This window comes from Pseudomonas sp. TTU2014-080ASC, from assembly GCF_001446935.1.
In the GTDB taxonomy this organism is placed as follows: Bacteria; Pseudomonadota; Gammaproteobacteria; order Pseudomonadales; family Pseudomonadaceae; genus Aquipseudomonas.
The window spans coordinates 1,172,052-1,196,131 of record NZ_LKKK01000001.1 but is presented as its reverse complement, the minus strand read 5'-3'; the positions used below and the strand labels follow the sequence as shown (position 1 = coordinate 1,196,131).

At 56.6% G+C, this 24,080-nt stretch carries 20 protein-coding genes; 16 read left to right on the top strand and 4 right to left on the bottom strand.

What is annotated here, in order from left to right:
- Positions 1–19 precede the first annotated feature (19 nt).
- Entirely contained in the window at positions 20–4,204 is a 4,185-nt protein-coding gene (locus AO726_RS05435) for an EAL domain-containing protein (protein WP_446737411.1), read from the bottom strand.
- A gap of 337 nt (positions 4,205–4,541) precedes the next feature.
- Here AO726_RS05435 and ettA point away from each other — a divergent pair, with 337 nt between their 5' ends.
- The 5 genes from ettA to AO726_RS05410 all read left to right on the top strand — a co-directional run bounded on the left by ettA (position 4,542) and on the right by AO726_RS05410 (position 10,753).
- Positions 4,542–6,209 (top strand): energy-dependent translational throttle protein EttA, encoded by a 1,668-nt coding sequence (ettA, locus tag AO726_RS05430; RefSeq protein WP_058067011.1) that lies wholly within the window; start codon positions 4,542–4,544, stop codon positions 6,207–6,209.
- A gap of 145 nt (positions 6,210–6,354) precedes the next feature.
- A complete protein-coding gene (locus AO726_RS05425; protein ID WP_058067010.1) occupies positions 6,355–8,814 on the top strand; it encodes a Lon protease family protein in 2,460 nt (819 codons plus the stop codon).
- 206 nt (positions 8,815–9,020) lie between these two features.
- Positions 9,021–9,362 carry a PA4575 family protein gene (locus AO726_RS05420; RefSeq protein WP_058067009.1) on the top strand — a complete coding sequence of 114 codons (342 nt, stop codon included), beginning with the start codon at positions 9,021–9,023 and terminating at the stop codon, positions 9,360–9,362.
- Between the two features lie 196 nt (positions 9,363–9,558).
- On the top strand, positions 9,559–10,047 hold the full coding sequence (locus AO726_RS05415) for a TIGR00645 family protein (RefSeq protein ID WP_058067008.1): 489 nt from the start codon (positions 9,559–9,561) through the stop codon (positions 10,045–10,047).
- An 88-nt stretch (positions 10,048–10,135) separates the two neighbouring features.
- Complete coding sequence (locus tag AO726_RS05410; protein WP_058067007.1) at positions 10,136–10,753, top strand: FKBP-type peptidyl-prolyl cis-trans isomerase; 618 nt, start codon at positions 10,136–10,138, stop codon at positions 10,751–10,753.
- A 61-nt stretch (positions 10,754–10,814) separates the two neighbouring features.
- Here AO726_RS05410 and AO726_RS05405 read toward each other — a convergent pair whose 3' ends face one another.
- Positions 10,815–11,042 carry a PA4570 family protein gene (locus AO726_RS05405; RefSeq protein ID WP_058067006.1) on the bottom strand — a complete coding sequence of 76 codons (228 nt, stop codon included), beginning with the start codon at positions 11,040–11,042 and terminating at the stop codon, positions 10,815–10,817.
- A 158-nt stretch (positions 11,043–11,200) separates the two neighbouring features.
- Entirely contained in the window at positions 11,201–12,166 is a 966-nt protein-coding gene (locus AO726_RS05400) for a polyprenyl synthetase family protein (RefSeq protein ID WP_058067005.1), read from the bottom strand.
- Positions 12,167–12,411: 245 nt separating this feature from the next.
- Between AO726_RS05400 and rplU the strand changes: the two genes are divergently transcribed.
- The 5 genes from rplU to AO726_RS05375 all read left to right on the top strand — a co-directional run bounded on the left by rplU (position 12,412) and on the right by AO726_RS05375 (position 16,062).
- Entirely contained in the window at positions 12,412–12,723 is a 312-nt protein-coding gene (rplU, locus tag AO726_RS05395; protein WP_058067004.1) for a 50S ribosomal protein L21, read from the top strand.
- Between the two features lie 41 nt (positions 12,724–12,764).
- Positions 12,765–13,022, top strand: coding sequence for a 50S ribosomal protein L27 (gene rpmA, locus AO726_RS05390; RefSeq protein ID WP_058067003.1), 258 nt, complete (start codon positions 12,765–12,767; stop codon positions 13,020–13,022).
- A gap of 163 nt (positions 13,023–13,185) precedes the next feature.
- On the top strand, positions 13,186–14,406 hold the full coding sequence (cgtA, locus tag AO726_RS05385; RefSeq protein WP_058067002.1) for an Obg family GTPase CgtA: 1,221 nt from the start codon (positions 13,186–13,188) through the stop codon (positions 14,404–14,406).
- Between the two features lie 68 nt (positions 14,407–14,474).
- Positions 14,475–15,593: a glutamate 5-kinase gene (gene proB, locus AO726_RS05380; protein WP_058067001.1), complete on the top strand. Its 1,119-nt coding sequence runs from the start codon at positions 14,475–14,477 to the stop codon at positions 15,591–15,593.
- Between the two features lie 10 nt (positions 15,594–15,603).
- The gene (locus tag AO726_RS05375) at positions 15,604–16,062 is read left to right on the top strand and encodes a CreA family protein (RefSeq protein ID WP_058067104.1); all 459 of its coding nucleotides are present in this window, start codon (positions 15,604–15,606) and stop codon (positions 16,060–16,062) included.
- Between the two features lie 109 nt (positions 16,063–16,171).
- On the opposite strand, the gene rpsT is transcribed toward AO726_RS05375, so the two are convergent.
- Complete coding sequence (gene rpsT, locus AO726_RS05370; protein ID WP_058067000.1) at positions 16,172–16,450, bottom strand: 30S ribosomal protein S20; 279 nt, start codon at positions 16,448–16,450, stop codon at positions 16,172–16,174.
- Between the two features lie 194 nt (positions 16,451–16,644).
- Between rpsT and murJ the strand changes: the two genes are divergently transcribed.
- The 6 genes from murJ (at position 16,645) to ispH (ending at position 24,045) form a co-directional block, all read left to right on the top strand.
- On the top strand, positions 16,645–18,189 hold the full coding sequence (gene murJ / locus AO726_RS05365; protein WP_058066999.1) for a murein biosynthesis integral membrane protein MurJ: 1,545 nt from the start codon (positions 16,645–16,647) through the stop codon (positions 18,187–18,189).
- 81 nt (positions 18,190–18,270) lie between these two features.
- Positions 18,271–19,209, top strand: a complete 939-nt coding sequence (gene ribF, locus AO726_RS05360) for a bifunctional riboflavin kinase/FAD synthetase (RefSeq protein WP_058066998.1) — start codon at positions 18,271–18,273, stop codon at positions 19,207–19,209.
- Positions 19,210–19,219: 10 nt separating this feature from the next.
- Entirely contained in the window at positions 19,220–22,051 is a 2,832-nt protein-coding gene (gene ileS, locus AO726_RS05355; RefSeq protein ID WP_058066997.1) for an isoleucine--tRNA ligase, read from the top strand.
- Positions 22,044–22,550 (top strand): signal peptidase II, encoded by a 507-nt coding sequence (lspA, locus tag AO726_RS05350; RefSeq protein ID WP_058066996.1) that lies wholly within the window; start codon positions 22,044–22,046, stop codon positions 22,548–22,550. Before ileS ends, lspA begins: the two co-directional genes overlap by 8 nt.
- Positions 22,547–22,984 (top strand): FKBP-type peptidyl-prolyl cis-trans isomerase, encoded by a 438-nt coding sequence (locus AO726_RS05345; protein ID WP_058066995.1) that lies wholly within the window; start codon positions 22,547–22,549, stop codon positions 22,982–22,984. The genes lspA and AO726_RS05345 overlap by 4 nt, the downstream gene beginning before the upstream one ends.
- Positions 22,985–23,100: 116 nt before the next feature.
- On the top strand, positions 23,101–24,045 hold the full coding sequence (ispH, locus tag AO726_RS05340) for a 4-hydroxy-3-methylbut-2-enyl diphosphate reductase (protein ID WP_058066994.1): 945 nt from the start codon (positions 23,101–23,103) through the stop codon (positions 24,043–24,045).
- Positions 24,046–24,080 lie beyond the last annotated feature (35 nt).

Here is a 24,080-nt window from a genome sequence, read left to right as displayed (position 1 = left end):
CGCTGTTCATGCTGGTCGCTCAGCTCAGCATGAACAGGGCGCGGTTGGAAAATAGCGGGGTGAATTGGCGGGCGGGCATCGGACGGCCCAGCAGGAAGCCCTGAACCTCGTCGCAGTTGTGGGTGCGCAAGAAGTCGAGCTGCTCCTGATTCTCAACACCTTCAGCAATTACCGTCAGGTCCAGACTGTGGGCCATGGCGATAATCGCCCGGGCAATTTGCGCGTCCTTCTCGCCATGGGGCACGTTGTCCACAAAGCTACGGTCGATTTTCAGCACGTCCAGCGGGAACTGTTTGAGGTAGTTCAGCGATGAGTAACCGGTGCCGAAGTCATCAATGGCAATGTAAACACCCAGTTCTTTCAGCTCGGTCAGGGTGTGCATAGCGGCGGCCACGTCTTCCATCAGGATGCTTTCGGTAATTTCCAGCTCAAGCTTGCCGGCCGGAATGCCGCTTTGCCTGAGTGCTTCGGCGATACGCAGGTGCAGGTCGCCTTCGCTGAACTGGCGCGGCGAGATGTTGACCGAAATCTTCGGCACGTCCACGCCCTTCTCGTGCCAGAGCGCCAGTTGGCGACAGGCGCGCTGCAGGACCCAGTCGCCGACTTGCACCACCAGGCCGATCTCTTCAAGCACCGGAATAAAGCTGGCTGGCGAGACGTTACCGCGTTGCGGGTGTTCCCAGCGCAGTAGTGCTTCAACGCCGGTCAGACGCTTGCCATCGCTGGAGAACTGCGGCTGGTAGACCAGTTGGAATTCATCCTGGGCCAGGGCATGGCGCAGGTCACTCTCCAGCTCAATGCGCTGCAAGGCGCTGGCGTTCATCTCGGCCTGGTAGAACTGGAAGTTGTTCTTGCCGCGCTCTTTGGCGTGGTACATGGCGGTGTCGGCGTTTTTCATCAGCTGGCTGAGTTCGTTGCCATCCTGCGGGCTCAGGGCGATACCGATGCTGGCGCTGACGAAGAACTCACGACCTTCGAGGACAAAGGGTTGGGCCAGGCGCGCGAGAATCTGCTCACCCACATGAATGGCCCGGGTCAAAGCTGTTTCACGCTGGTTCTGGGAGTACAGCAGCAGGGTGAACTCGTCACCTCCCATACGTGCCAGGGTATCCTGGCCGTCTACGCAGAGGCTCAGCCGTTGCGCCACCTCTTTGAGCATGCGGTCACCTGCTGCGTGGCCGAGGCTGTCATTGATCGGTTTGAAACGGTCCAGATCAAGGAACATCAGCGCGACCCATTCGCGGTTGCGTTCAGCCTGCTGCAGAACGGTGTGCAAGCGGTCCTGGAACAGAGTGCGGTTGGGCAGTTGGGTCAGCGGGTCGTAATAGGCCAGGCGGTGAATACGCTGCTCGTTAGCCTTGCGCTCACTGATATCACTGAAGAAGCCGACATAGCTGATCAGGTCGCCTTCGTCATCCCGGATCGCAGTAATCCCAACCCAGGCCGGGAAGGTTTCGTCATTGCGTCGTTTGAGCAGCAATTCCCCTTCCCAGCTGCCCATCTGACGGAGCTGGTTGGTGATGTACTTGAGCTGGCTTTGTTGTGGATTATCGACGGTAAGCATGTTCGGCAGCTGGTCGATGATCTGCTTCGAGGTATAGCCGGTGACACGGGTAAAGGCGTTGTTAATCTGTACGATATAGCCGACCGGGTCGGTCACCATAATCGCTGCTGTGGAGTGTTCGAAGACGGTTGCCGCCATTCGTAAGTCTTTCTCGGCGCGTCGTTGCAGGCTGATGTCGCGGGCAATGCCGAGCAGGCCTTCAAAGCGTCCGTTGTCATCCCACATGGGCAGCAGGCGCAGCTCTATCGGTAAGGTGTGGCCGTCGGCGTGCAAGCAGTCGAAGACAAACACCTGAGGTATGAACTGTTGGCGCAGTTCATTCATCCGCAGCGGATCACCCAGTGCTGAGCTGACACGCTTCAGCAGGGTGGCTGCGCCAATGATCTGTTTGGTATTGGCGGCCAGGCTAAATAGGCCATGTTGGCGCACCCAGTCACTTTCATACCCCAGCACCGTTTCCACTGATGGGCTGACGTAGTTGACGTTGAGCAGGGCGTCGGTACTGATGATTACGTCAGTGATGCTTTCCGCCAGCAAGCGATAGCGCTGTTCACTGGCCTGCAGGGATTCGCGGCGGGCGATTTCTTCGGTGATGTCTTTTGCCACGCCCATCATGCGGCTGACACGCCCTTGGCTGTCGCGGGCCAGGGCTTGTTCACGAATCTCAAACCAACGCCAGCTGCCGTCACGGTGACGCCAGCGCAGTTCGTACTGCATCAGAACGCCGTCGCCGATGACATGGAGAGCGTTGAGGGTGCGCTGGTACAGCTCACTGTCATCCGGGTGAAGAATTTTTTCCCAGAAACTTTCACCCAGTTGTTCAATTTCAGCCTGGTTGTAGCCCAGTTGAGGCCCTAAATGGTTGTTACTGTACAGCTCCCGACGTTCACTGAGGTCGTTGACATAAATGGTGTCCGGCACTGCGTTGACCACATCGGACCAAAAACGCTCACGTTCTATCAGCGAGTTTTCGATGAGTTTGCGGTTGGTGATGTCGCTGATGCTCAGGGTAATCGCCTTGAGCTCATCAACCGCCTCAGGCAGGCGCAGCAGTATCCACAGGTGGCGGAGCTGGCCATGCTGGGTGGTGATGCGCTTTTCCATTTCGATCACGCCGCCGCCGTTGATCAGCGTGAGGAGCAGCTGCATGCGCAAGCCGTTGGGGCGGATCAGTCCATTATTGAACAGGTGCTGCCAGACGCTCTGGTTGGAGTCGACACCGAACAGGTTGAGGGCCACGTCGTTGCTTTCGGTGAGCTGTAGATGGCAGCTGATTTCGTCGTGATGCCGTGGGTCGGCATCCAGCCAGTTGCGCAACTGCTCATCGTTGCAGATGTCGTGCTGCTGCAGGCAGCGCTGCAGGCCGGTCAGGTCTAGGACGCAGAGGGCGGTGCCGGTGCCGTCGAAAATATCCTGATAGCGACGCCGGGTTTCTTGCAGAACCTGCGAGGCACGCTGTTCTTCGGTAACGTCCCGCAGCACCCAGACAAAACCGATCTGTTTATTGTGTTCAGTGAGGTCGCTGCGAGTGATGTCGTACAGGTGGATGTTGCCATTTTGGCGGATCTCGACCAGATCCGAGTCGCTGGTGCCGTGCGCACCGCTGCTATGCAGCAGCAGTGGATCCAAGCGCGGCATGAGCTTTAGGAGGTCCCAGCCGGAAGCATCGCGGTTGCTCAGGCCAAACATCTCTTCGGCCTGGGGATTCAGGTATTGCAGTTGACCGTTTAAATCGGTCACCAGCACGCGCTCTTCAATCGCCCCCAGCACGCTGCCCGCTTGCAGCATATAACGCCGCGAGGCGCTGTTCAGGGCCAGCAGTGAGCGTTGTTCGTGCAGCAAACGGTACAGGGCAACCAGGGTCAATCCGGAACAGACCAGGAGCAGTAGGAGCTTGCCAGCCTGCTCGCGCATGAGTTTGGAATGGACAGCGGCATAATTAAACAGTGTGTGTAATTGCCAGTTGCTGCCGGGCAGAACTGTCAGCCCGCTGCTTTGTGCGCTGTTCTGTGCGGTTACTGATGGCTGCAAGAGGCTGTTGTCGGTGAAGTCAAATTGATCACTGGCGATTACTCGCTGACTGTCGGCATCTTCCAGCAGCCAGCCGTGTGAGCTGGACTGACGCTCCTTGAGCCATTCGCTCAGCAAGTCGGTGTCCAAACGTAGTATCCAATAGCCGCTCTCAGGTGCCTGGGACTGACGCAAAAACAGGCAGATGTGGCCATTGGGCAGAGTACTGAATGAATAGAAAAAGGACTCGGAGTGGCTGCGGGCGAGTCGCTCTTGAAGCTGCACCGGGTCCATGTCCTGATTCAGGGTGTCGTGGATCACGCTGCCATCTGCACTGACCCAGGCAACACCGAGCAGGTTCGGGAGGGCGTGTCTGAGATTGTGCAGCAGCTCCTCCATCTCTGTGGAACTGCTTGGTGGCTGTGCATGGTGATGCATCAGAGCACCGGCGACCCCGGCTTTCAGGCGCATGTTCAGGCTGAGGTGATCGGCCAGCTGTGCGGTGTACAGCAAGCTCTGCTGGCGCTGGCTGTTGACCTGCTGGCGCAGCGAATCATTCAGGTACCAGATCACCAAGCCGATCAGGCACAGCACAAGTATGACCAGCAAGATGCGGATCGGGCTGCGCAGGACTTCCGAGGCAGGCGTTAGAGCGCTTCTGGGGGCGGCGGATGAAGTGACCTTAGACAAAACTGCGTCCTGGGCTGTTCAGTCGACTGTTGGGTCGAGATGTAAAAAACGCGAGCATGCAAGAACAGGCGATGAAATTCCACTGCAATATCAATGTGCCTTACTCGGGCTGGTTTGCCCTGTCATGCTCATTCGGGTAGCTTTGTCCTCTTGATTAATGACTAGCGCCTGAAATCCAGGCTGTCGTTGACATTATCTGACGGTCCGCCGTCGTCTGGCATGCCTTGTATAGCCAGCAGGCGGTTTACTTCGTTTGATTCCAGAACCCAGGTTATTCATGGCCCAATACGTTTACACCATGCATCGGCTGAGCAAAGTTGTTCCGCCGAAGCGTGAAATCCTCAAGAACATCTCCCTGTCTTTCTTCCCGGGTGCGAAGATCGGTGTGCTCGGCCTTAACGGTGCCGGTAAGTCGACCCTGCTGCGCATCATGGCGGGCGTTGATACAGAGTTCGACGGCGAAGCCCGCGCTATGCCCGGTATTAATGTCGGCTACCTGCCTCAGGAGCCGCAGCTTGACCCGAGCAAAACCGTGCGCGAAGTCGTAGAGGAGGCGGTCGACACCATCAAGCAGGCACAAGCCCGCCTGGATGAGGTTTACGCAGCCTACGCCGAGCCGGATGCCGACTTCGACGCACTGGCGGCCGAACAGGCCAAGCTGGAAGCGATCATTCAGGCCAGCGATGGCCACAACCTTGAGCGCCAGCTGGAAGTCGCAGCCGATGCCCTGCGCCTGCCGCCATGGGATGCCAAGGTCGAGCACCTGTCCGGTGGTGAAAAGCGCCGTGTTGCACTGTGCCGCCTGCTGCTGTCCTCGCCGGACATGCTGCTGCTCGACGAACCGACCAACCACCTGGATGCCGACTCGGTCGCCTGGCTGGAGCAGTTCCTGCACAACTTCCCGGGCACCGTTGTGGCGATTACCCACGACCGTTACTTCCTGGACAACGTAGCTGGCTGGATTCTCGAACTCGACCGCGGTGCGGGTATTCCGTACGAGGGCAACTACTCTGGCTGGCTGGAAGCCAAATCCGAGCGTCTGGCTCAGGAGTCCAAGCAGCAGTCGGCTCATGAAAAAGCTATGAAGGAAGAGCTGGAGTGGGTGCGCAAAGGCGCTAAAGCCCGCCAGTCCAAATCCAAGGCTCGTCTGCAGCGTTTTGAAGAAATGCAGTCGCAGGAATTCCAGAAACGCGCTGAGACCAACGAGATTTACATCCCGGCTGGCCCGCGTCTGGGTGACAAGGTCATCGACTTCGTCAACGTCAGCAAAGGTTATGGTGACCGTGTGTTGATCGACAACCTGTCGTTCAGCATCCCGAAAGGTGCCATCGTTGGTGTGATCGGTGGTAACGGTGCCGGTAAGTCGACCTTGTTCCGTATGATCATGGGCAAAGAGCAGCCGGATTCGGGCAGCATAGAAATCGGTGAAACCGTGCAGCTGGCTTGTGTAGACCAGAGCCGTGACGACCTTGATGGCAGCAAGACTGTCTGGGAAGCGGTTTCCGATGGTCTGGACATGATCCGCATCGGTAACTATGAAGTGCCGTCCCGTGGTTATGTGGGGCGTTTCAACTTTAAAGGTGGCGATCAGCAAAAGTTCGTCAAAGACCTTTCTGGTGGTGAGCGTGGCCGTTTGCACCTGGCTCTGACCCTGAAAGAGGGCGCTAACGTCCTGCTGCTCGACGAACCGTCTAACGACCTTGACGTTGAAACCCTGCGTTCGCTGGAAGAAGCCCTGCTGGACTTCCCCGGCGCTGCAATTGTGATCTCGCACGACCGCTGGTTCCTGGACCGCGTAGCGACTCACATCCTGGCTTACGAAGACGATTCGCACATTGAGTTCTTCGAAGGCAACTACACCGAATACGAAGCCGATCGTAAGAAACGCCTCGGCGATGCAGCTGCTCAGCCGCACCGCGTGCGCTACAAGAAACTGGCGCAGTAATCGGGTCGTCATAAAACGGAGCCGCAAGGCTCCGTTTTACTTTCATCGTTACAAATGTGCCGTAAGGCACGACGTTGTCCAGATGGCTTGTGGTGCACGGCTGATGCAGCCATGATTTACCCAGGCCCCCGTCCAAGGAATTCCAATGCCAGACTCCATCGCAGCGCATTTGCGCGTGGCACCTGAAGCGCTTACCCGTCCTTTTTCTCCTGAGCAATTCAAGTTCACCAGCACCGAAGATCTGGAACCATTTCGTGGTGTGTTAGGGCAAGAGCGCGCTGTTGAAGCGCTACAGTTCGGCGTCGCCATGCCGCGTCCGGGCTACAACGTGTTTGTTATGGGCGAGTCCGGCACTGGGCGATTCTCGTTCGTGAAGCGCTATCTCAATGCTGAAGCCAAACGCCTTGAGACACCGTCTGACTGGGTCTACGTCAATCATTTTGACGAGCCCCGTGAGCCTCGGGCGGTTGAGTTGGCGGCAGGCACTGCAGCCGAGTTCATTGCTGACATCAATGCCCTGATCAACAATCTTCTGGCTACCTTCCCGGCCGTATTCGAGCACCCGTCGTTCCAGCAGAAGAAGAATGCTATCGATCGCGCCTTCAATAAGCGTTACGACCAGGCGCTGGACGTTATAGAGAAGCTGTCGCTGGAAAAGAGCATCGCCCTGTACCGCGACAGCAGCAATATTGCCTTTACTCCGATGCTGGAAGGCAAGGCGCTGGATGAAGCCGAGTTTGCCCAGCTGCCGGAAGCTGATCGTGAGCGCTTCCACAGTGATATCGCTGCCCTTGAAGAGCGTTTGAACGAAGAACTGGCTAGCCTGCCGCAGTGGAAGCGAGAGTCCAGCAACCAGCTGCGCCAGCTCAACGAAGAAACCATCACGGTTGCTCTGCAGCCGCTGCTGGCGCCGCTGTCGGAAAAGTACGCGGAAAACGCCGGTGTCTGCGCCTACTTACAGGCCGTACAGGTCAATCTGCTGAAAACCGTTGTGGATCAGCTTGCTGAGCTGGAAAAAGCTGATGCACAAACCCGCAAGATGCTCGAAGAGCAATACTGCCCGAGCCTGGTGGTTGGCCATCACGCTCAAGGCGGTGCGCCGGTCGTCTTCGAGCCGCACCCGACTTACGACAACCTGTTTGGCCGTATTGAATACAACACTGATCAGGGGGCGCTTTACACCAGCTACCGGCAATTGCGTCCCGGCGCATTGCATCGCGCCAATGGTGGTTTCCTGATCCTTGAGGCAGAGAAGCTGCTGGGGGAGCCATTCGTTTGGGATGCTCTCAAGCGTGCTCTGCAATCGCGCAAGTTGAAGATGGAGTCGCCGCTGGGGGACTTGGGGCGTATCGCCACCGTGACCCTGACGCCGCAAATGATTCCGTTGAACCTGAAAGTGGTGATTATTGGCTCGCGTCAGCTGTATTACACCCTGCAGGACCTCGATCCGGACTTTCAGGAGATGTTCCGCGTTCTGGTGGACTTTGACGAAGACATTCCGCTGGCCGATGACAGCCTTGAACAGTTCGCGCAGTTGCTGAAAACCCGAACCTCTGAAGAGGGCATGGCACCGCTGACCTCCGCTGCCGTCGCTCGGGTTGCTACTTACAGCGCCCGCCTGGCAGAGCACCAAGGGCGTCTTTCGGCACGTATCGGTGATCTGTTCCAGTTGGTCAGCGAGGCCGACTTTATCCGCAGTCTGGCTGGCGAGACAGTCACCGATGTTGGCCATATCGAGCGCGCTCTTAAAGCCAAGGCAGCACGGACCGGTCGCGTCTCTGCGCGGATCATCGACGACATGCTGGCCGGCATTATCCTGATCGATACCGACGGCGCAGCTGTGGGTAAGTGCAACGGCCTGACTGTGTTGGAAGTCGGTGACTCAGTTTTTGGTGTGCCGGCGCGCATCTCTGCGACTGTCTATCCGGGTGGCAGCGGCATTGTCGACATTGAACGGGAAGTTAACCTCGGCCAGCCGATTCACTCCAAAGGTGTGATGATCCTCACGGGCTACCTTGGCAGCCGCTATGCCCAGCAGTTCCCGCTGGAGATTTCTGCGAGCATCGCTCTTGAGCAGTCTTACGGCTACGTCGATGGTGACAGCGCCTCTCTGGGGGAAGTATGTACGCTGATTTCAGCTCTCTCGCGCACGCCGCTTAAGCAATGCTTCGCCATCACTGGTTCGATCAACCAGTTTGGTGAGGTGCAGGCAGTCGGTGGTGTGAACGAGAAGATCGAAGGCTTCTTCCGACTTTGTGAAGCACGCGGGCTGACTGGCGAGCAGGGCGTTATCGTGCCGCACTCCAATGTCGCTAATTTGATGTTGGATGAGCGGGTGCTGCAGGCAGTGCGTGCCGGGCAGTTCCATGTCTATGCCGTGCGCCAGGTGGATGAAGCGCTAAGCCTGCTAGTCGGGCAGGATGCTGGTGCTCCTAATGAGGCGGGCCAGTTCCCATCTGGAAGCGTCAATGCCCGTGTGGTTGAGCGGCTGCGTGACATTGCTGCGATGGGGCTGGAAGACGACGAAAAGGAAGAACCTAAAAAGTCGGAAGAGACACCGGCTAAAGAGAAGAAAAGCCGTAGCCGCAAACCAGCGGCTGAATAAAGCGAGTCTGTCGGTCGCCCAAGGGGGGGGCGTACAAGTGGTCATTCATTGAGCGATTCGACTGGACCACCGTTCCAACTGCTTTAGAGCTGGTTTTCCTAAATGCATTCACAGAGTTATCCACAGCTTGCGTGGATAACTCTGCGCTTCGACAGGCGCTTCCTGCGGGTGTAGGCTGAAAGCAAGCCCTCGCGGAGCGACAGCCTATGTCTCGTTACCTCACCCTCTGCCGGAACTGCCTTGGTGTGGGCACCCGCATCGAATGTGCAGCATTGCCACTGACAGATGGAACAGGTGTCTGGATGCTGATCTGCGCTGCCGGAATGTCCGCTTCACAACCCTCTTCGATTAAGGCGCAAGGCCCGTTCTACGGGGCCTGTGAGGTAGAAGAGGTGATTGAAGATATTGCCCGCAATCTGCAGCTTATGGGCTACGAAACCTGCACGGATATGCCGATTTGGCGATTGCACATTCAAGCTGAGTTGCGACGCTTGAGCGGCCGCGCTCATTACGGATCAGGTCATCGTCAGGGGCATCCTGAACCTTAATGGCGAGTATTTGATCAGTGCGCCTGAAGCCCCGTTGTTACAGGGCTGAGACAATCAATCCTGACGCTATGTACAAGGTTATCCACAGTTCGCGGGGATAACTGAAAGCCGCGTCAATTTGTCCACTGGTATTAATTTGCCTGCAGACAAGCGCTGGGTATACTCGCCGCCGCTTTCACATCCTCAGTGAGTTTTTATGGAACGTTTTATTGAAAATGCGATGTACGCCTCGCGCTGGCTGCTGGCACCGATTTATTTTGGTTTATCGCTGGGTTTGCTGGCATTAGCGCTGAAGTTTTTTCAGGAGCTCTACCACGTTCTGCCCAATGTATTTGGGATGCTTGAAGCAGACCTGATTCTGGTCATCCTTTCTCTGATCGATATGGCACTGGTCGGCGGCTTGCTGGTGATGGTGATGATCTCTGGCTATGAGAACTTCGTCTCGCAGCTGGATATCGATGAGAGCAAAGAGAAGCTCAATTGGCTGGGCAAAATGGACTCCGGCTCGTTGAAGATGAAGGTCGCAGCCTCGATTGTGGCCATTTCGTCGATTCACCTGTTGAAGGTGTTTATGGACGCGCAAAACATCGATGACACCAAGCTTATGTGGTACGTGATTATTCACATGACCTTTGTGGCCTCTGCCTTCGCCATGGGCTATCTGGACAAGCTGACCAAGCATTGAGTAGTGCTGCGTGCCGTCAGCGGTTGGGAGTGGTAGGTCGGTTTGTGCTAGTCTTGCCGACCTTTTTAACCCCCCGCGGAGCTGCATGATGTCCGAATTGAATCTCTCCACTGACGAAAGCCGCGTCAGCTACGGCATTGGCCGCCAACTGGGCGGCCAACTGCGTGACAACCCGCCACCAGGTGTAAACCTGGATGCCATCTTGGCTGGTCTGACTGATGCTTTCACTGGTCAAGAGAGCCGCGTCAGCGAAGAAGAGCTGAACGCCAGCTTCAAAGTCATTCGTGACCTGATGCAAGCCGAAGCTCAGGAAAAAGCCAAAGCCGCAGCTGCTGCTGGTGTAGCGTTCCTGGAAGAAAACGCCAAGCGCGATGGCATCACTGTTCTGGCTTCCGGCCTGCAGTACGAAGTGCTGACCGCTGGAGATGGCGCCAAGCCGACCCGTGAAGACAGCGTGCGTACTCACTACCACGGTACCCTGATCGACGGCACCGTGTTCGACAGCTCCTACAACCGTGGCCAGCCTGCTGAGTTCCCGGTTGCCGGCGTTATTGCAGGTTGGACTGAAGCCCTGCAACTGATGAATGCTGGCAGCAAATGGCGTCTGTATGTGCCGAGCGAGCTGGCATACGGTGCGCAAGGTGTAGGCAGCATCCCGCCGCACAGCGTACTGGTCTTTGACGTCGAGCTGCTGGACGTTCTGTAAGACATTGAACCGAGCCGTACCTGTGAGGACGGCTCGGTTTGTCGGTTTCTATTGAGTGGGTTCAAGGGCGCAACGCCCGTGCGTAGCAGAACAGAAAAAGATTGCGCACCAATTCTTTAAGCACGAGCGGCTCGCTTGAGTTGAGCTCATGCAAATCCAGATCCCCCTGATCACGTAGCTCGTCCAGAGCTTCTTCCTCGAGAAGTGCACAAACCTCTCCAGTGTTGCGATTAAGAATGCGCAGGTAGGGGTGCGGGCGGTCCAGCCAGGCGTCAATAAGATAGGTCATGACTCATCTCCCTTTTAAAAGACAAGATGATAATAATTCCTATTTAGATTATAGCAAGGCTTAATTGGCCAGCGGTCTGCTTATCTGCTGCGGTGGAGAAGGGGAGCAGAAAATAAAAAGCCCGCCGATGAGGGCGGGCTTTGGCAGTAAAGGGCTGATCAGTGAGTCCGGGCTACGGAAAAGCGGCTCAGCTCGATCAAAGCGTCTTTGTAGGGGCTGTCCGGCAGTACATCCAGACAGTCAATTGCCCGTTCGGCGTAATCTCGGGCGAGCTGGGCGGTGTAGTCCAGTGCGCCGGAAACCTCAACTGCTTCGCGGATGCGCTCCAGGTCTTCAATGCCACCTTTTTGGATCGCCTGACGGACCAGTGCAGCCTGCTCGGCGGTGCCTTCGCGCATGGCATAAATAAGAGGTAGCGTTGGTTTACCTTCAGCCAGATCGTCGCCGACGTTCTTGCCCAAGGTGGCGGCGTCACCACGGTAGTCGAGCAGGTCGTCCACCAGCTGGAAGGCAATGCCAAGATGGTCGCCAAACGTACGCAGCGCTTCGCGTTGCTCATGGGGCGCATCTGCCAGGGCTGCAGCACTGTGAGTGGAGGCTTCGAAGAGCATGGCAGTCTTGCCGCGAATGACTTCCATGTAAATTTCTTCAGTGGTGCTGGCGTCGCGAACCCGAGACAGTTGCAGTACTTCACCTTCTGCAATCACACGGGTGGCCTGGGAGATGATCTGCATCACCGGCATTGAGCCGAGAGTGACCATCATCTCGAAGGAGCGCGCGTAGAGGAAGTCGCCGACCAGCACGCTCGGTGCGTTGCCCCACTGCGCGTTGGCCGTGGAGCGGCCGCGCCGCATGTCGGATTTGTCCACAACGTCGTCGTGCAGTAGGGTGGAGGTGTGCAGAAACTCGATGGTCGCGGCCAGCAGTTGCAGATCATCCTGCTTGTAATTCAGTGCGCGGCCTGCCAGTAAAACCAGCAGCGGGCGCAAGCGCTTGCCACCGGCGGAGATGATATAGTCGCCAATCTTTTCGACGAGGGGTACTCGCGACACCAATTGGTTGCGAATGATGCCGTCGACGGCGCTGAAATCATCCGCCACTACATGGTAGAAAGCCTGTTGCATCGCTGGTACCTGAAACACTTGGAATGCGCGGCATGCTAGGTGCCGTGCTGGGTGCTGTCAAGGCGAGCGGGGGTGGGCCTTGCGCTGTGGGCAATGCTTGCGTACAATCGCGCACCCTGAACTTCCCCCTGGGTATTTCCCTGCCTTACGCAATTGCAAGGGTGTCAATCCGGCCCCGAGCAGCCATGCCAGCCGAAACATATTCCTATAAAGCGCTGGGTGAGCAGGATTAACGGAGATTTACCATGTACGCAGTAATTGTAACTGGTGGCAAGCAATACAAAGTCACCGAAGGCGAATTCCTCAAGGTTGAAAAGCTCGAGCTGGCCACTGGCGAAGCTGTGACTTTTGACCGTGTTCTGCTGGTCGGCAACGGCGACGACGTTAAAATCGGCGCTCCTGTTGTTGAAGGTGCCAAGGTTGTAGCTGAAGTTGTAGCTCAAGGCCGCCACGACAAAGTAACTATCATCAAGTTCCGTCGTCGTAAGCACCACATGAAGCGTCAGGGCCACCGTCAGTGGTACACCGAGATCAAAATCACCGGTATCTCGGCCTAATCTAATTCGGCCTCTGATCCCTTTATAGGAGTATTGAACTCATGGCACACAAAAAAGCTGGCGGTAGTACCCGCAACGGCCGCGACTCAGAATCTAAACGCCTTGGCGTGAAGATGTATGGCGGCCAGGCTATCAAAGCAGGCAACATCATCGTGCGTCAGCGCGGTACTCAGTTCCACGCTGGTTACGGCGTTGGTATGGGTAAAGATCACACTCTCTTCGCTAAAGTCGAAGGCGTGCTGAAGTTTGAAGTAAAGGGCGAGTTCAACCGCCGTTACGTGAGCGTTGTTACTGCTTAATCGCATGACCGCTTGAAAAGCCCCGTCCTGCGACGGGGCTTTTTTGTTTCTGTATGCTTGGGGTTCTTGCCAAACTGTCTTGGGTGCTGTGAGAGCAGGGCGGTTTCGCAAGAGCCTGTGTTTTTCGTTATAGATAACCCGCGTTGATGCGGGAGGCGTAGCCATGAAATTTGTCGATGAAGTGTCGATTTACGTAAAGGCCGGAGACGGCGGTAACGGCATGATGAGCTTCCGTCGTGAGAAGTTCATTGAAAAAGGTGGCCCTAACGGTGGTGATGGTGGTGACGGCGGTTCGGTGTATATCGAGGCTGACGAGAACCTGAACACACTGGTGGACTATCGCTATACCCGTCGCTTCAATGCGCAAAATGGTGAAAAGGGTGGTAGCACTGACTGTACTGGTCGTAAGGGCGATGACCTGATTCTGCCGGTTCCGGTTGGGACTACGGTTATTGATACCGCTACTCAGGAAGTGATCGGTGACCTGACTAAACCTGGGCAGCGCCTGATGGTGGCTCAGGGTGGTTGGCATGGTCTGGGTAATACCCGCTTCAAGTCCAGTACCAACCGTGCGCCGCGCCAAACAACGCCGGGTAAGCCGGGTGAGGCGCGTGACCTCAAGCTGGAGCTGAAGGTGCTGGCTGATGTGGGGCTGCTGGGGTTGCCGAATGCCGGTAAGAGCACCTTCATTCGTGCGGTATCAGCGGCCAAGCCGAAAGTGGCCGATTATCCGTTTACCACGCTGGTACCGAATCTGGGTGTGGTAAGTGTTGAGCGCTACAAGAGCTTCGTGGTTGCGGATATTCCTGGGCTGATTGAAGGGGCATCCGAGGGGGCGGGGTTGGGGATTCGCTTCCTTAAGCACCTGTCGCGTACCCGTTTGTTGCTGCATCTTGTTGATATGGCACCGCTAGATCTGACGGATCCGGCTGAATCTGCTGCAACCATCATTGAAGAGTTGGGGCGTTTCAGCCCGGCGTTGACCGAGCGTGAGCGTTGGTTGGTGCTGAATAAGGCTGATCAGTTGCCTGAAGATGAGCTGCAAGCACGTGTGGATGAAATCGTTGCCCGTATTGATTGGAAGGGGCCGGTTTATGTAGTTTCCGCGCTGGCTGGTCAGGGTACAGAGAAAATTTGCTACGACATCATGGATTTCCTTGAGGCTCGCGCAGAGCGTATTCAGGAAAATCCGGAGTATGCTGCGCAGCTGGCTGAGCTGGATGAGCGTATTGAGTCGGAGGCGCGTGCTCAGCTGCAAGCGCTGGATGATAAGCGTGAGCTGCGTCGTACCGGTGTTAAAGCTGTTGGTGATGTCGACGAGGACGATGACTTCTGGGATGAAGATGAAGACGACGGCCCGGAAATCATTTACGTCCGGGATTAAGCATTCTTTCAACGCCGCTTAATTGCGGCGTTTTTGCAATCACAGGTCGCTGCTAGGGTTTGAAGATCATGCGTGACAAGGTTACCGGTGCTCAGCGCTGGGTGGTAAAGATCGGTAGTGCGCTGCTGACGGCAGATGGGCGCGGTCTTGATCGTGCTGCAATGGCGGTGTGGGTCAAGCAAATGGTTGCCTTGCGTGAGCAGGGTGTTGAGTTGGTTCTGGTGTCTTCCGGGGCTGTGGCGGCTGGTATGAGCCGTTTGGGTTGGAGTGCCAGGCCGAGTGCCATGCATGAGCTGCAGGCGGCTGCTGCTATCGGGCAGATGGCACTGGTTCAGGCGTGGGAGTCCAGCTTTGCTGAATACGGCCTGCGCACGGCGCAAATTTTGCTGACGCATGATGACCTTTCTGACCGTAAGCGGTACCTGAATGCCCGTAGTACGCTGCGTACTCTGGTTGATCTGGACGTGGTGCCGGTTATCAATGAGAACGACACGGTTGTGACCGATGAAATCCGTTTCGGTGACAACGACACCCTGGCGGCGCTGGTGGCTAATCTGGTTGAGGCTGATCTGCTGGTCATTCTGACCGACCGCGACGGCATGTATAACGCTGATCCTCGCCATAACCCTGATGCTGAACTGATTTTTGAGGCTCGTGCTGACGATCCTGCGCTGGATGCTGTTGCTGGTGGTGTGGGTGGTGCGCTTGGGCGTGGCGGGATGCAGACCAAGCTGCGTGCTGCTCGTCTCGCTGCTCGTTCCGGTGCGCACACAGTGATTGTTGGTGGGGCTATTGAGCAGGTGCTGGCGCGTCTGAAGTCGGGTGAGCGTCTGGGTACGCTGCTTGCGCCTGAGCGCGGCATGCTGGCTGCGCGCAAGCAGTGGCTGGCGGGGCATTTGCAGACGCGCGGAACACTGGTGCTTGATGAGGGGGCTGTTAAGGCGCTGGCGACTGGGACTAAGAGCCTGCTTCCGATTGGTGTTCGTTCGGTGCAGGGCGCTTTCCGCCGTGGTGAGATGGTGGTCTGTGTGGCTACGGATGGTCGTGAAATTGCTCGTGGTCTGGCTAATTATAGTGCGCAGGAAGCACAGAAAATTATCGGTAAGTCTTCGGATGCGATTGCTGGCTTGTTGGGTTATGTGGATGAGCCGGAGTTGGTTCATCGGGACAATATGATTCTGGTCTGAGGTGGGGTGGATGAGGATTGTTAGGGGTTTGTTGGCTGCATTGATGGCGCTGCCTATGGTGGCGTCTGCAGAAGAGATCGGTGAGGTTTCAACGGTCTTTAAGTTTGTGGGGCCGAACGACAAAATTGTTGTCGAGGCCTTTGATGATCCCAAGGTCTCCGGTGTGACCTGCTACCTGTCTAGGGCTAAGACGGGTGGTGTGAAGGGTGGGCTTGGGTTGGCCGAGGATCGGGCTGAGGCTTCTATTGCCTGTCGTCAGGTTGGTGCGATCAGTTTTTCTGGTGATTTAAAAGACGGAGAAGAGGTTTTCCGTGAGCGTACTTCGTTGGTTTTCAAAACCATGCAGGTGGTTCGCTTCTTTGATCGCAAGCGCAACACGCTGGTCTATCTGGTGTATAGCGATCGGGTTATCGATGGTAGTCCACAGAATGCGGTGACGGCTATTCCGATTCTTCCTTGGTCCAGGTAGTAGATGTAGTAAAGCCCGAAGCGATTCGGGCTTTTTTATTTGCTTTAAATATGGGCAATAAAAAACCGGCCAGAGGCCGGTTTTTCAAGAACACTAGCTGAGTCGCTGATTAAGCGGCAGCAGCTTCGCCCAGGGCCTTAATGTGGCCGTTCAGGCGGCTCTTATGACGAGCTGCTTTGTTCTTGTGGATGATGCCTTTGTCGGCCATACGGTCGATTACCGGCACAGCCAGGGTGTAAGCGGTCTTGGCCTGATCAAGATCTTTGGCTTCGATAGCCTTTACAACGTTCTTGATGTAGGTACGAACCATGGAGCGCTGGCTGGCGTTATGGCTACGACGCTTCTCAGCCTGTTTGGCGCGTTTTTTGGCAGAAGGTGTATTGGCCACCGTCAAGCTCCTCGAAAAAAACTGGGGGGTTACAAACAAATAAGGCCGCGAATCATGCCGATATGAGTCGGCCCTGTCAAGCGTGTTTCATGCTTGTCGTGCTGGTCTGCTAAGTAGAGGATCGCTACACTCCACTGCTTTGTGCCGTCGTATCCATTCGGCGGGCATGCACGTTGCGGAAGTCGAATTATTACATGAATTTGCTTAAATCGCTGGCTGCTGTCAGTTCGATGACCATGCTTTCACGGGTATTGGGCTTCGTTCGTGACACGATCATTGCCCGTGTGTTCGGTGCTGGTGTAGCGTCGGATGCCTTTGTTGTGGCCTTTAAATTGCCCAATTTGTTGCGTCGGATTTTTGCTGAGGGCGCTTTTTCTCAGGCATTTGTACCGATTCTGGCGGAATACAAAACTCAGCAAGGGGATGAGGCCGCCCGGACGTTTCTGGCGTATGTCACTGGCCTGCTGACGTTGGTTTTGGCGCTGGTGACGTTTATCGGCGTGCTGGCTGCGCCTTGGATTGTCTGGGTATCTGCGCCGGGCTTTGCGGATGAGGCCGATCGTTTTGCGCTGACCACGGATCTGCTGCGCATTACGTTTCCTTATATTTTGTTAATTTCACTGTCGTCGCTGGCTGGAGCAGTACTTAACACTTGGAACCGCTACACGGTTCCTGCATTTGTGCCGACTCTGCTGAATGTCAGCATGATTGTTTTTGCGGTATTCCTGACCCCTTACTTTGATCCGCCGATTATGGCGTTGGGTTGGGCGGTGTTGGTCGGCGGGTTGATGCAGTTGCTGTTCCAACTACCACATCTGAAGAAGATCGGCATGCTTGTGTTGCCACGCCTGAGTCTCAAGGATACGGGCGTTTGGCGGGTCATGAAGCAGATGGGGCCGGCGATTTTTGGGGTGTCAGTCAGTCAGATTTCGCTGATCATCAACACCATTTTTGCTTCGTTCCTGGTCGCAGGGTCCGTCTCTTGGATGTATTACGCGGATCGTCTGATGGAGCTGCCGTCGGGAGTTTTGGGTGTCGCTCTGGGCACGATCCTGCTGCCAGCGCTGGCGAAAACCTACTCGGCCTCCAATCGTGATGAGTACAGCAAGCTGCTCGATTGGGGGCTGCGCCTGTGCTTTTTGCTGGCGTTGCCCAGCGCGGTGGCATTGGCTGTGCTGGCTGAGCCGCTGACGGTGTCCTTGTTTCAGTACGGCAAGTTCACGGCCAATGATGCGCTGATGACACAGCAGGCGCTGATTGCCTATTCCATTGGCTTGCTCGGCATTATTTTAGTGAAGATTCTGGCACCTGGCTTCTACGCGCAGCAGAACATTAAGACGCCGGTACGGATCGCCCTGTTTACGTTGGTCGCTACGCAGGTGATGAACGTTTTGTTCGTTTTCGTATTCCCGCTTGCGCATGCCGGGTTGGCGCTGGCCATCGGGCTTGCGGCCTGTATGAATGCCGGTTTGCTGTATTGGAAATTGCGCCAGGCTGACATGTTTAAGCCGCAGGCCGGTTGGGCTGTGTTCTTGGGCAAAGTGTTGCTGGCAGTGGCCTTTATGGCTGCAGTGCTACTGGCCTGCATGTATTACATGCCCGCCTGGGCTGACGGTACCATGCTGTGGCGCTTGGTGCGTCTGGCTGGATTGGTGGTGGCGGGACTGCTGAGTTATTTCGGCATGTTGCTGCTGTTAGGGTTCCGTCTGCGTGATTTTTCCCGTCGTGCCGCCTACTGATTGCCAGGTGGCATTACTGCCGCCTGTTGTCAGTCGCGCTGTGTGCGTATAATCGACCACTTTATGAGCAAGAAGCGCGCTATGCAGCTGGTTCGAGGCTTACACAACCTGAAACCCGAGAATCGGGGTTGTGTCGCCACCATAGGTAATTTCGACGGCGTCCATCGTGGTCATCAGGCCATTTTGGCGCGTTTGCGTGAGCGCTCGGCAGAGCTCGGCGTGCCGAGTTGTGTGGTTATTTTCGAACCGCAGCCCCGGGAGTTCTTTGCCCCTGATACTGCGCCTGCACGGCTGAGCCGCCTGCGCGATAAGCTTGCACTGCTGGCTGCTGAAGGTGTTGAGCGCGTGCTGTGCTTGGCCTTCAACCGCCGTTTGCGCGAGTTGAGCGCCAGCGAGTTTGTGCAGCAGGTGCTGGTCGATGGTCTTGGTGTTCAACACCTTGAGGTTGGCGATGACTTTCGTTTTGGCTGTGATCGGGCGGGGGATTTTGCCTTTCTGTCTGAGGCCGGTTCGCGTGAGGGCTTCAGCGTAGAGGCGGCCCATACAGTTGAGTTAGGTGCCGAGCGAGTCAGCAGTACCCGCGTGCGGGAAGCGTTGGCTGCCGGAGACTTTGACCTGGCGGAGCACTTGCTTGGACGCCCCTTTGAAATTGCTGGCCGCGTATTGCATGGACAGAAATTGGGGCGCCAGCTGGATGCGCCTACTGCCAACGTGCAGCTCAAGCGTAAACGTGTGCCACTCAAAGGCGTGTATCTGGTCAGTTGTGAAATTGACGGCCAGAGCTGCCCGGGTGTGGCCAATATCGGCGTTAGACCGAGCGTTACAGGTGATGGCAAAGCCCACCTGGAAGTGCATTTACTGGATTTTGCCGGCGACTTATACGGTCGTCGTTTATCGGTGGCATTCCACCGCAAGCTGCGTGATGAGCAGCGTTTTGCCTCCCTTGAGGAATTAAAGACGGCAATAGCCGCCGACATTGCCGCCGCCCGTGCCCATTGGCAGGGTCAACCGCTTAAGTGAAGAGCCTGAGATGACCGATTACAAAGCCACGCTAAATCTGCCCGACACCCAGTTTCCGATGAAGGCCGGCCTGCCACAGCGCGAGCCGCAGATTCTGCAGCGTTGGAACGATATTGGCCTGTATCAGAAGCTGCGCGCGCAAGGCGAAGGCCGCCCGAAGTTCGTTCTGCACGACGGCCCACCCTATGCCAACGGCAGTATTCACATCGGTCACGCGGTTAACAAAATTCTTAAAGACATCATCACCCGCTCCAAGACTTTGGCTGGCTACGATGCCCCGTATGTGCCGGGCTGGGACTGCCACGGCCTGCCGATTGAGCATAAGGTCGAGACCACTTTCGGTAAAAATCAGCCGTCTGACCTGACCCGGGAACGCTGCCGCACCTACGCCGGTGAGCAGATCGAAGGACAAAAGGCTGACTTTATTCGCCTGGGTGTGCTGGGTGATTGGGACAATCCCTACAAGACCATGAACTTCGCCAACGAAGCTGGAGAAATCCGCGCTCTGGCTGAAATGGTCAAAAAAGGCTTCGTGTTCAAAGGTCTGAAGCCGGTCAACTGGTGTTTTGACTGCGGCTCGGCACTGGCTGAAGCTGAGGTGGAATATCAGGACAAGAAGTCCGATGCCATTGACGTTGCCTTCGCCGTAGAAGACGCCGACAAGTTGGCCGCCGCATTCGGCCTGTCCAGCCTGCCGAAGCCTGCTTCCATTGTGATCTGGACCACCACCCCGTGGACCATTCCAGCTAACCAGGCACTGAACGTACACCCGGAATTCACTTACGCGCTGGTTGATACCGGCGAGCGCCTGTTGGTCCTGGCGGAAGAGCTGGTTGAAAGCTGCTTGGCTCGCTACGACCTGCAAGGTGAAGTGATCGCCACCACTCAGGGGGTTGCGCTGGATCTGATCCGCTTCCGTCATCCGTTCTATGAGCGCTTTTCGCCGGTCTATCTGGCCGAGTACGTTGAACTGGGCTCTGGTACCGGTGTTGTTCACTCCGCTCCTGCTTACGGTGAGGATGACTTCCGTACCTGTAAACAGTACGGCATGAGCAACGATGACATTCTCAATCCAGTGCAGAGCAACGGTGTGTATGTTGCCGACCTGCCGTTGTTCGGCGGCCAGTTCATTTGGAAGGCCAACCCGGCCATCGTCGCCAAGCTGGAAGAAGTGGGCGCGCTGCTCAAGCATGCACCGATCCAGCACAGCTACATGCACTGCTGGCGTCACAAAACGCCGCTGATCTACCGCGCGACTGCGCAGTGGTTCGTGGGCATGGATAAGCAACCGAACGAAGGCCCAACCCTGCGTGAGCGTGCGCTGGCAGCCATTGATCAGACCAAATTCGTACCGGCCTGGGGCCAGGCGCGTCTGCACAGCATGATCGCTGGTCGTCCTGACTGGTGCATCTCCCGTCAGCGTAACTGGGGTGTGCCGATCCCGTTCTTCCTTGATAAAGCCACCGGTGATCTGCACCCGCGCACCGCTGAGCTGATGGAAGAGGTGGCCAAGCGTGTCGAGCAGGAGGGCATCGAGGCTTGGTTCAAACTGGATGCTGCCGAGCTGCTGGGCGATGAAGCCGCTCAGTACGACAAAATCAGTGACACCTTGGACGTCTGGTTCGACTCCGGTACCACCCACTGGCACGTGCTGCGTGGCTCCCATCCGCTGGGCCACACCAGCGGCCCGCGTGCCGATCTGTACCTGGAAGGTAGCGACCAGCATCGCGGTTGGTTCCACTCATCCCTGCTGACTGGCAGTGCCATCGACGGCCATGCGCCGTACAAAGAGCTGCTGACCCACGGTTTTGTGGTCGATGAAAATGGCCGCAAAATGTCCAAATCCCTGGGCAACGTGGTTGCACCGCAGGAAGTGAACGACACCTTGGGCGCCGACATCATGCGCTTGTGGGTATCGTCCACCGACTACTCCGGTGAAATGGCGGTGTCCAAAGTCATCCTGCAACGCAGCGCTGACTCCTATCGCCGTATCCGTAACACCGCGCGCTTCCTGCTCTCCAACCTGAATGGCTTTGACCCGGCGCAGCACCTTGTCGCGGCCGAAGACATGCTGGCTCTGGACCGTTGGGCAGTGGACCGTGCGCTGCTGCTGCAACGTGAGCTCGAAGAGGCTTACGAGAGCTACCGTTTCTGGAACGTCTACCAGAAAGTTCATAACTTCTGCGTGCAGGAGCTGGGCGGTTTCTACCTCGACATCATCAAAGACCGTCAGTACACCACTCAGGCCAACAGCCTGGCCCGTCGCTCCTGCCAGACGGCGCTGTACCACATCGCTGAAGCGCTGGTGCGCTGGATCGCTCCGGTACTGGCCTTCACCGCGGACGAGCTGTGGGAATACCTGCCGGGCGAGCGTAACGAGTCGGTCATGCTCAACGGCTGGTATCAAGGCCTGAGCGAGCTGCCTGCTGATGCTGAACTGGATCGCGCCTTCTGGGATCGCGTCATGGCCGTTAAAGCAGCCGTGAACAAAGAACTGGAAAACCAGCGTGCAGCCAAAGCCATCGGCGGCAACCTGCAAGCTGAAGTGACCGTGTTCGCTGAAGATGCGCTGATCGCAGACCTGAACAAACTGGGCAACGAACTGCGTTTTGTGCTGATCACTTCCACTGCAACACTGGCACCGCTGGCGTCTGCACCTGCTGATGCGGTGGAAACTGAAGTGTCCGGCCTGAAGCTCAAGGTAGTGAAATCCAGCCACGCCAAGTGTGCCCGCTGCTGGCACCACCGTGAAGACGTCGGCGTGAACCCGGCGCACCCAGAAATCTGCGGTCGCTGTGTGGACAACATCGAAGGTGAAGGAGAGGTTCGCCACTATGCCTAAAACTGGCGGCTATGGACGGTTGGTCTGGTTATGGCTGACGTTGCTGGTGTTTGTGATCGACCAGGCGACAAAGTTCTACTTTGATAACAGCCTGACCATGTACCAGCAGATTGTGATCATCCCTGATTACTTCAGCTGGACACTGGCCTACAACACCGGAGCCGCATTCAGTTTTCTGGCCGATGCAGCAGGCTGGCAGCGCTGGTTTTTCGCAGCCATCGCTGTGGTCGTCAGCGTTGTGCTAGTGGTCTGGCTCAAGCGCCTGAAACCCCACGAAACCTGGCTGGCGGTTGCGCTGGCACTGGTGTTGGGCGGCGCCTTGGGCAACCTAGTGGATCGGGTGATTTTCGGCCATGTGGTGGATTTCATCCTGGTTCACTGGCAGAACAAGTGGTACTTCCCTGCATTCAACATCGCCGACACGGCGATTACCTGCGGTGCGATTTTGCTCGCACTGGATATGTTCAAAAGTGAGAAGTCCGGAGACAAGGCCCCATGACTGAATTACTCATTGGCCCGGATCGGGAAGTGACCCTGCATTTCGCCCTCAAGCTTGAGAGCGGCGATGTGGTGGACAGCACCTTCGACAAGAACCCCGCGACGTTTAAAGTGGGGGACGGCAACCTGCTGCCCGGTTTCGAGCAGGCTATGTTTGGCCTGAAAGCCGGTGATAAGCGCAGCATTGCCATCAGTCCGGAGCAAGGCTTTGGTCAGGGCAATCCGCAGAACGTACAGGTCATCCCGCGTAATCAGTTCGAAGGCATGGACCTTTCCGAAGGCCTGCTGGTGATTTTCAATGATGCTGCCAATACTGAGTTGCCGGGTGTGGTGAAGTCGTTCACTGACGAAACCGTTGTGGTGGATTTCAACCATCCGCTGGCCGGTAAAGCGCTGAGCTTCGATGTGGAAATCATCGACGTTAAAGCGGTCTGAAACAGAACAGGCTGCCGCGATCCGGCAGCCTCGCCCTGACTCACAGGGCAGATAAAGCACAGAAACACTGCTGCCGAGTCATTACCTACCGAATGCGACCAGCCTGAGAGCGCGCCATGCAAATCAAACTCGCCAATCCCCGTGGCTTCTGCGCCGGTGTTGACCGTGCGATTGAAATCGTAAACCGCGCCCTCGAAGTGTTTGGCCCGCCCATCTACGTGCGTCACGAAGTGGTGCACAACAAGTTTGTGGTCGAGGACCTGCGTGCCCGCGGAGCGGTGTTTGTCGAAGAACTGGATCAGGTGCCCGACGACGTCATTGTGATTTTCAGCGCTCACGGTGTTTCCAAGGCCGTGCGCGATGAAGCGGACCGCCGTGGTTTGAAGGTGTTTGATGCAACCTGCCCACTGGTGACTAAGGTGCATATGGAAGTGGTGCGCTACAGCCGGGAAGGGCGCGAATGCATCCTGATCGGCCATGAAGGACACCCTGAAGTGGAAGGCACCATGGGGCAGTACGACGCCTCCAATGGCGGCGCGATCTACTTGGTTGAAGATGAACAAGATGTAGCAGAGTTGCAGGTGAATAACCCTGAGCAACTGGCTTTCGTCACGCAAACGACGTTGTCTATGGACGACACCAGCAAGGTAATCGACGCGCTGCGTGCCCGCTTCCCGGCCATTGGCGGCCCGCGTAAGGACGACATCTGCTATGCGACACAAAATCGTCAGGATGCGGTCAAGCAACTGGCTTCTGAATGCGATGTGCTCTTGGTCGTTGGTAGCCCTAACAGCTCTAACTCCAACCGCCTGCGCGAGCTGGCTGAGCGCATGGGCACCCCGGCGTATCTGATTGATGGCGCTGAAGACATGGATCAGAGTTGGTTCGCCTCAGCGGCCAACGTAGGTATCACAGCAGGAGCGTCCGCGCCCGAGGTGTTGGTTCAAGGGGTTATCCAGCAGCTAGTAAGCTGGGGCGCCAGTAACGCCGAAGAGCTGGCAGGGCGACCTGAGAATATTACCTTCTCGATGCCGAAAGAGTTGAGGGTGAAGCAGCTCTAAGGTTTCCTAAAGCAAAAAGCCCCGGTATTTGCAGT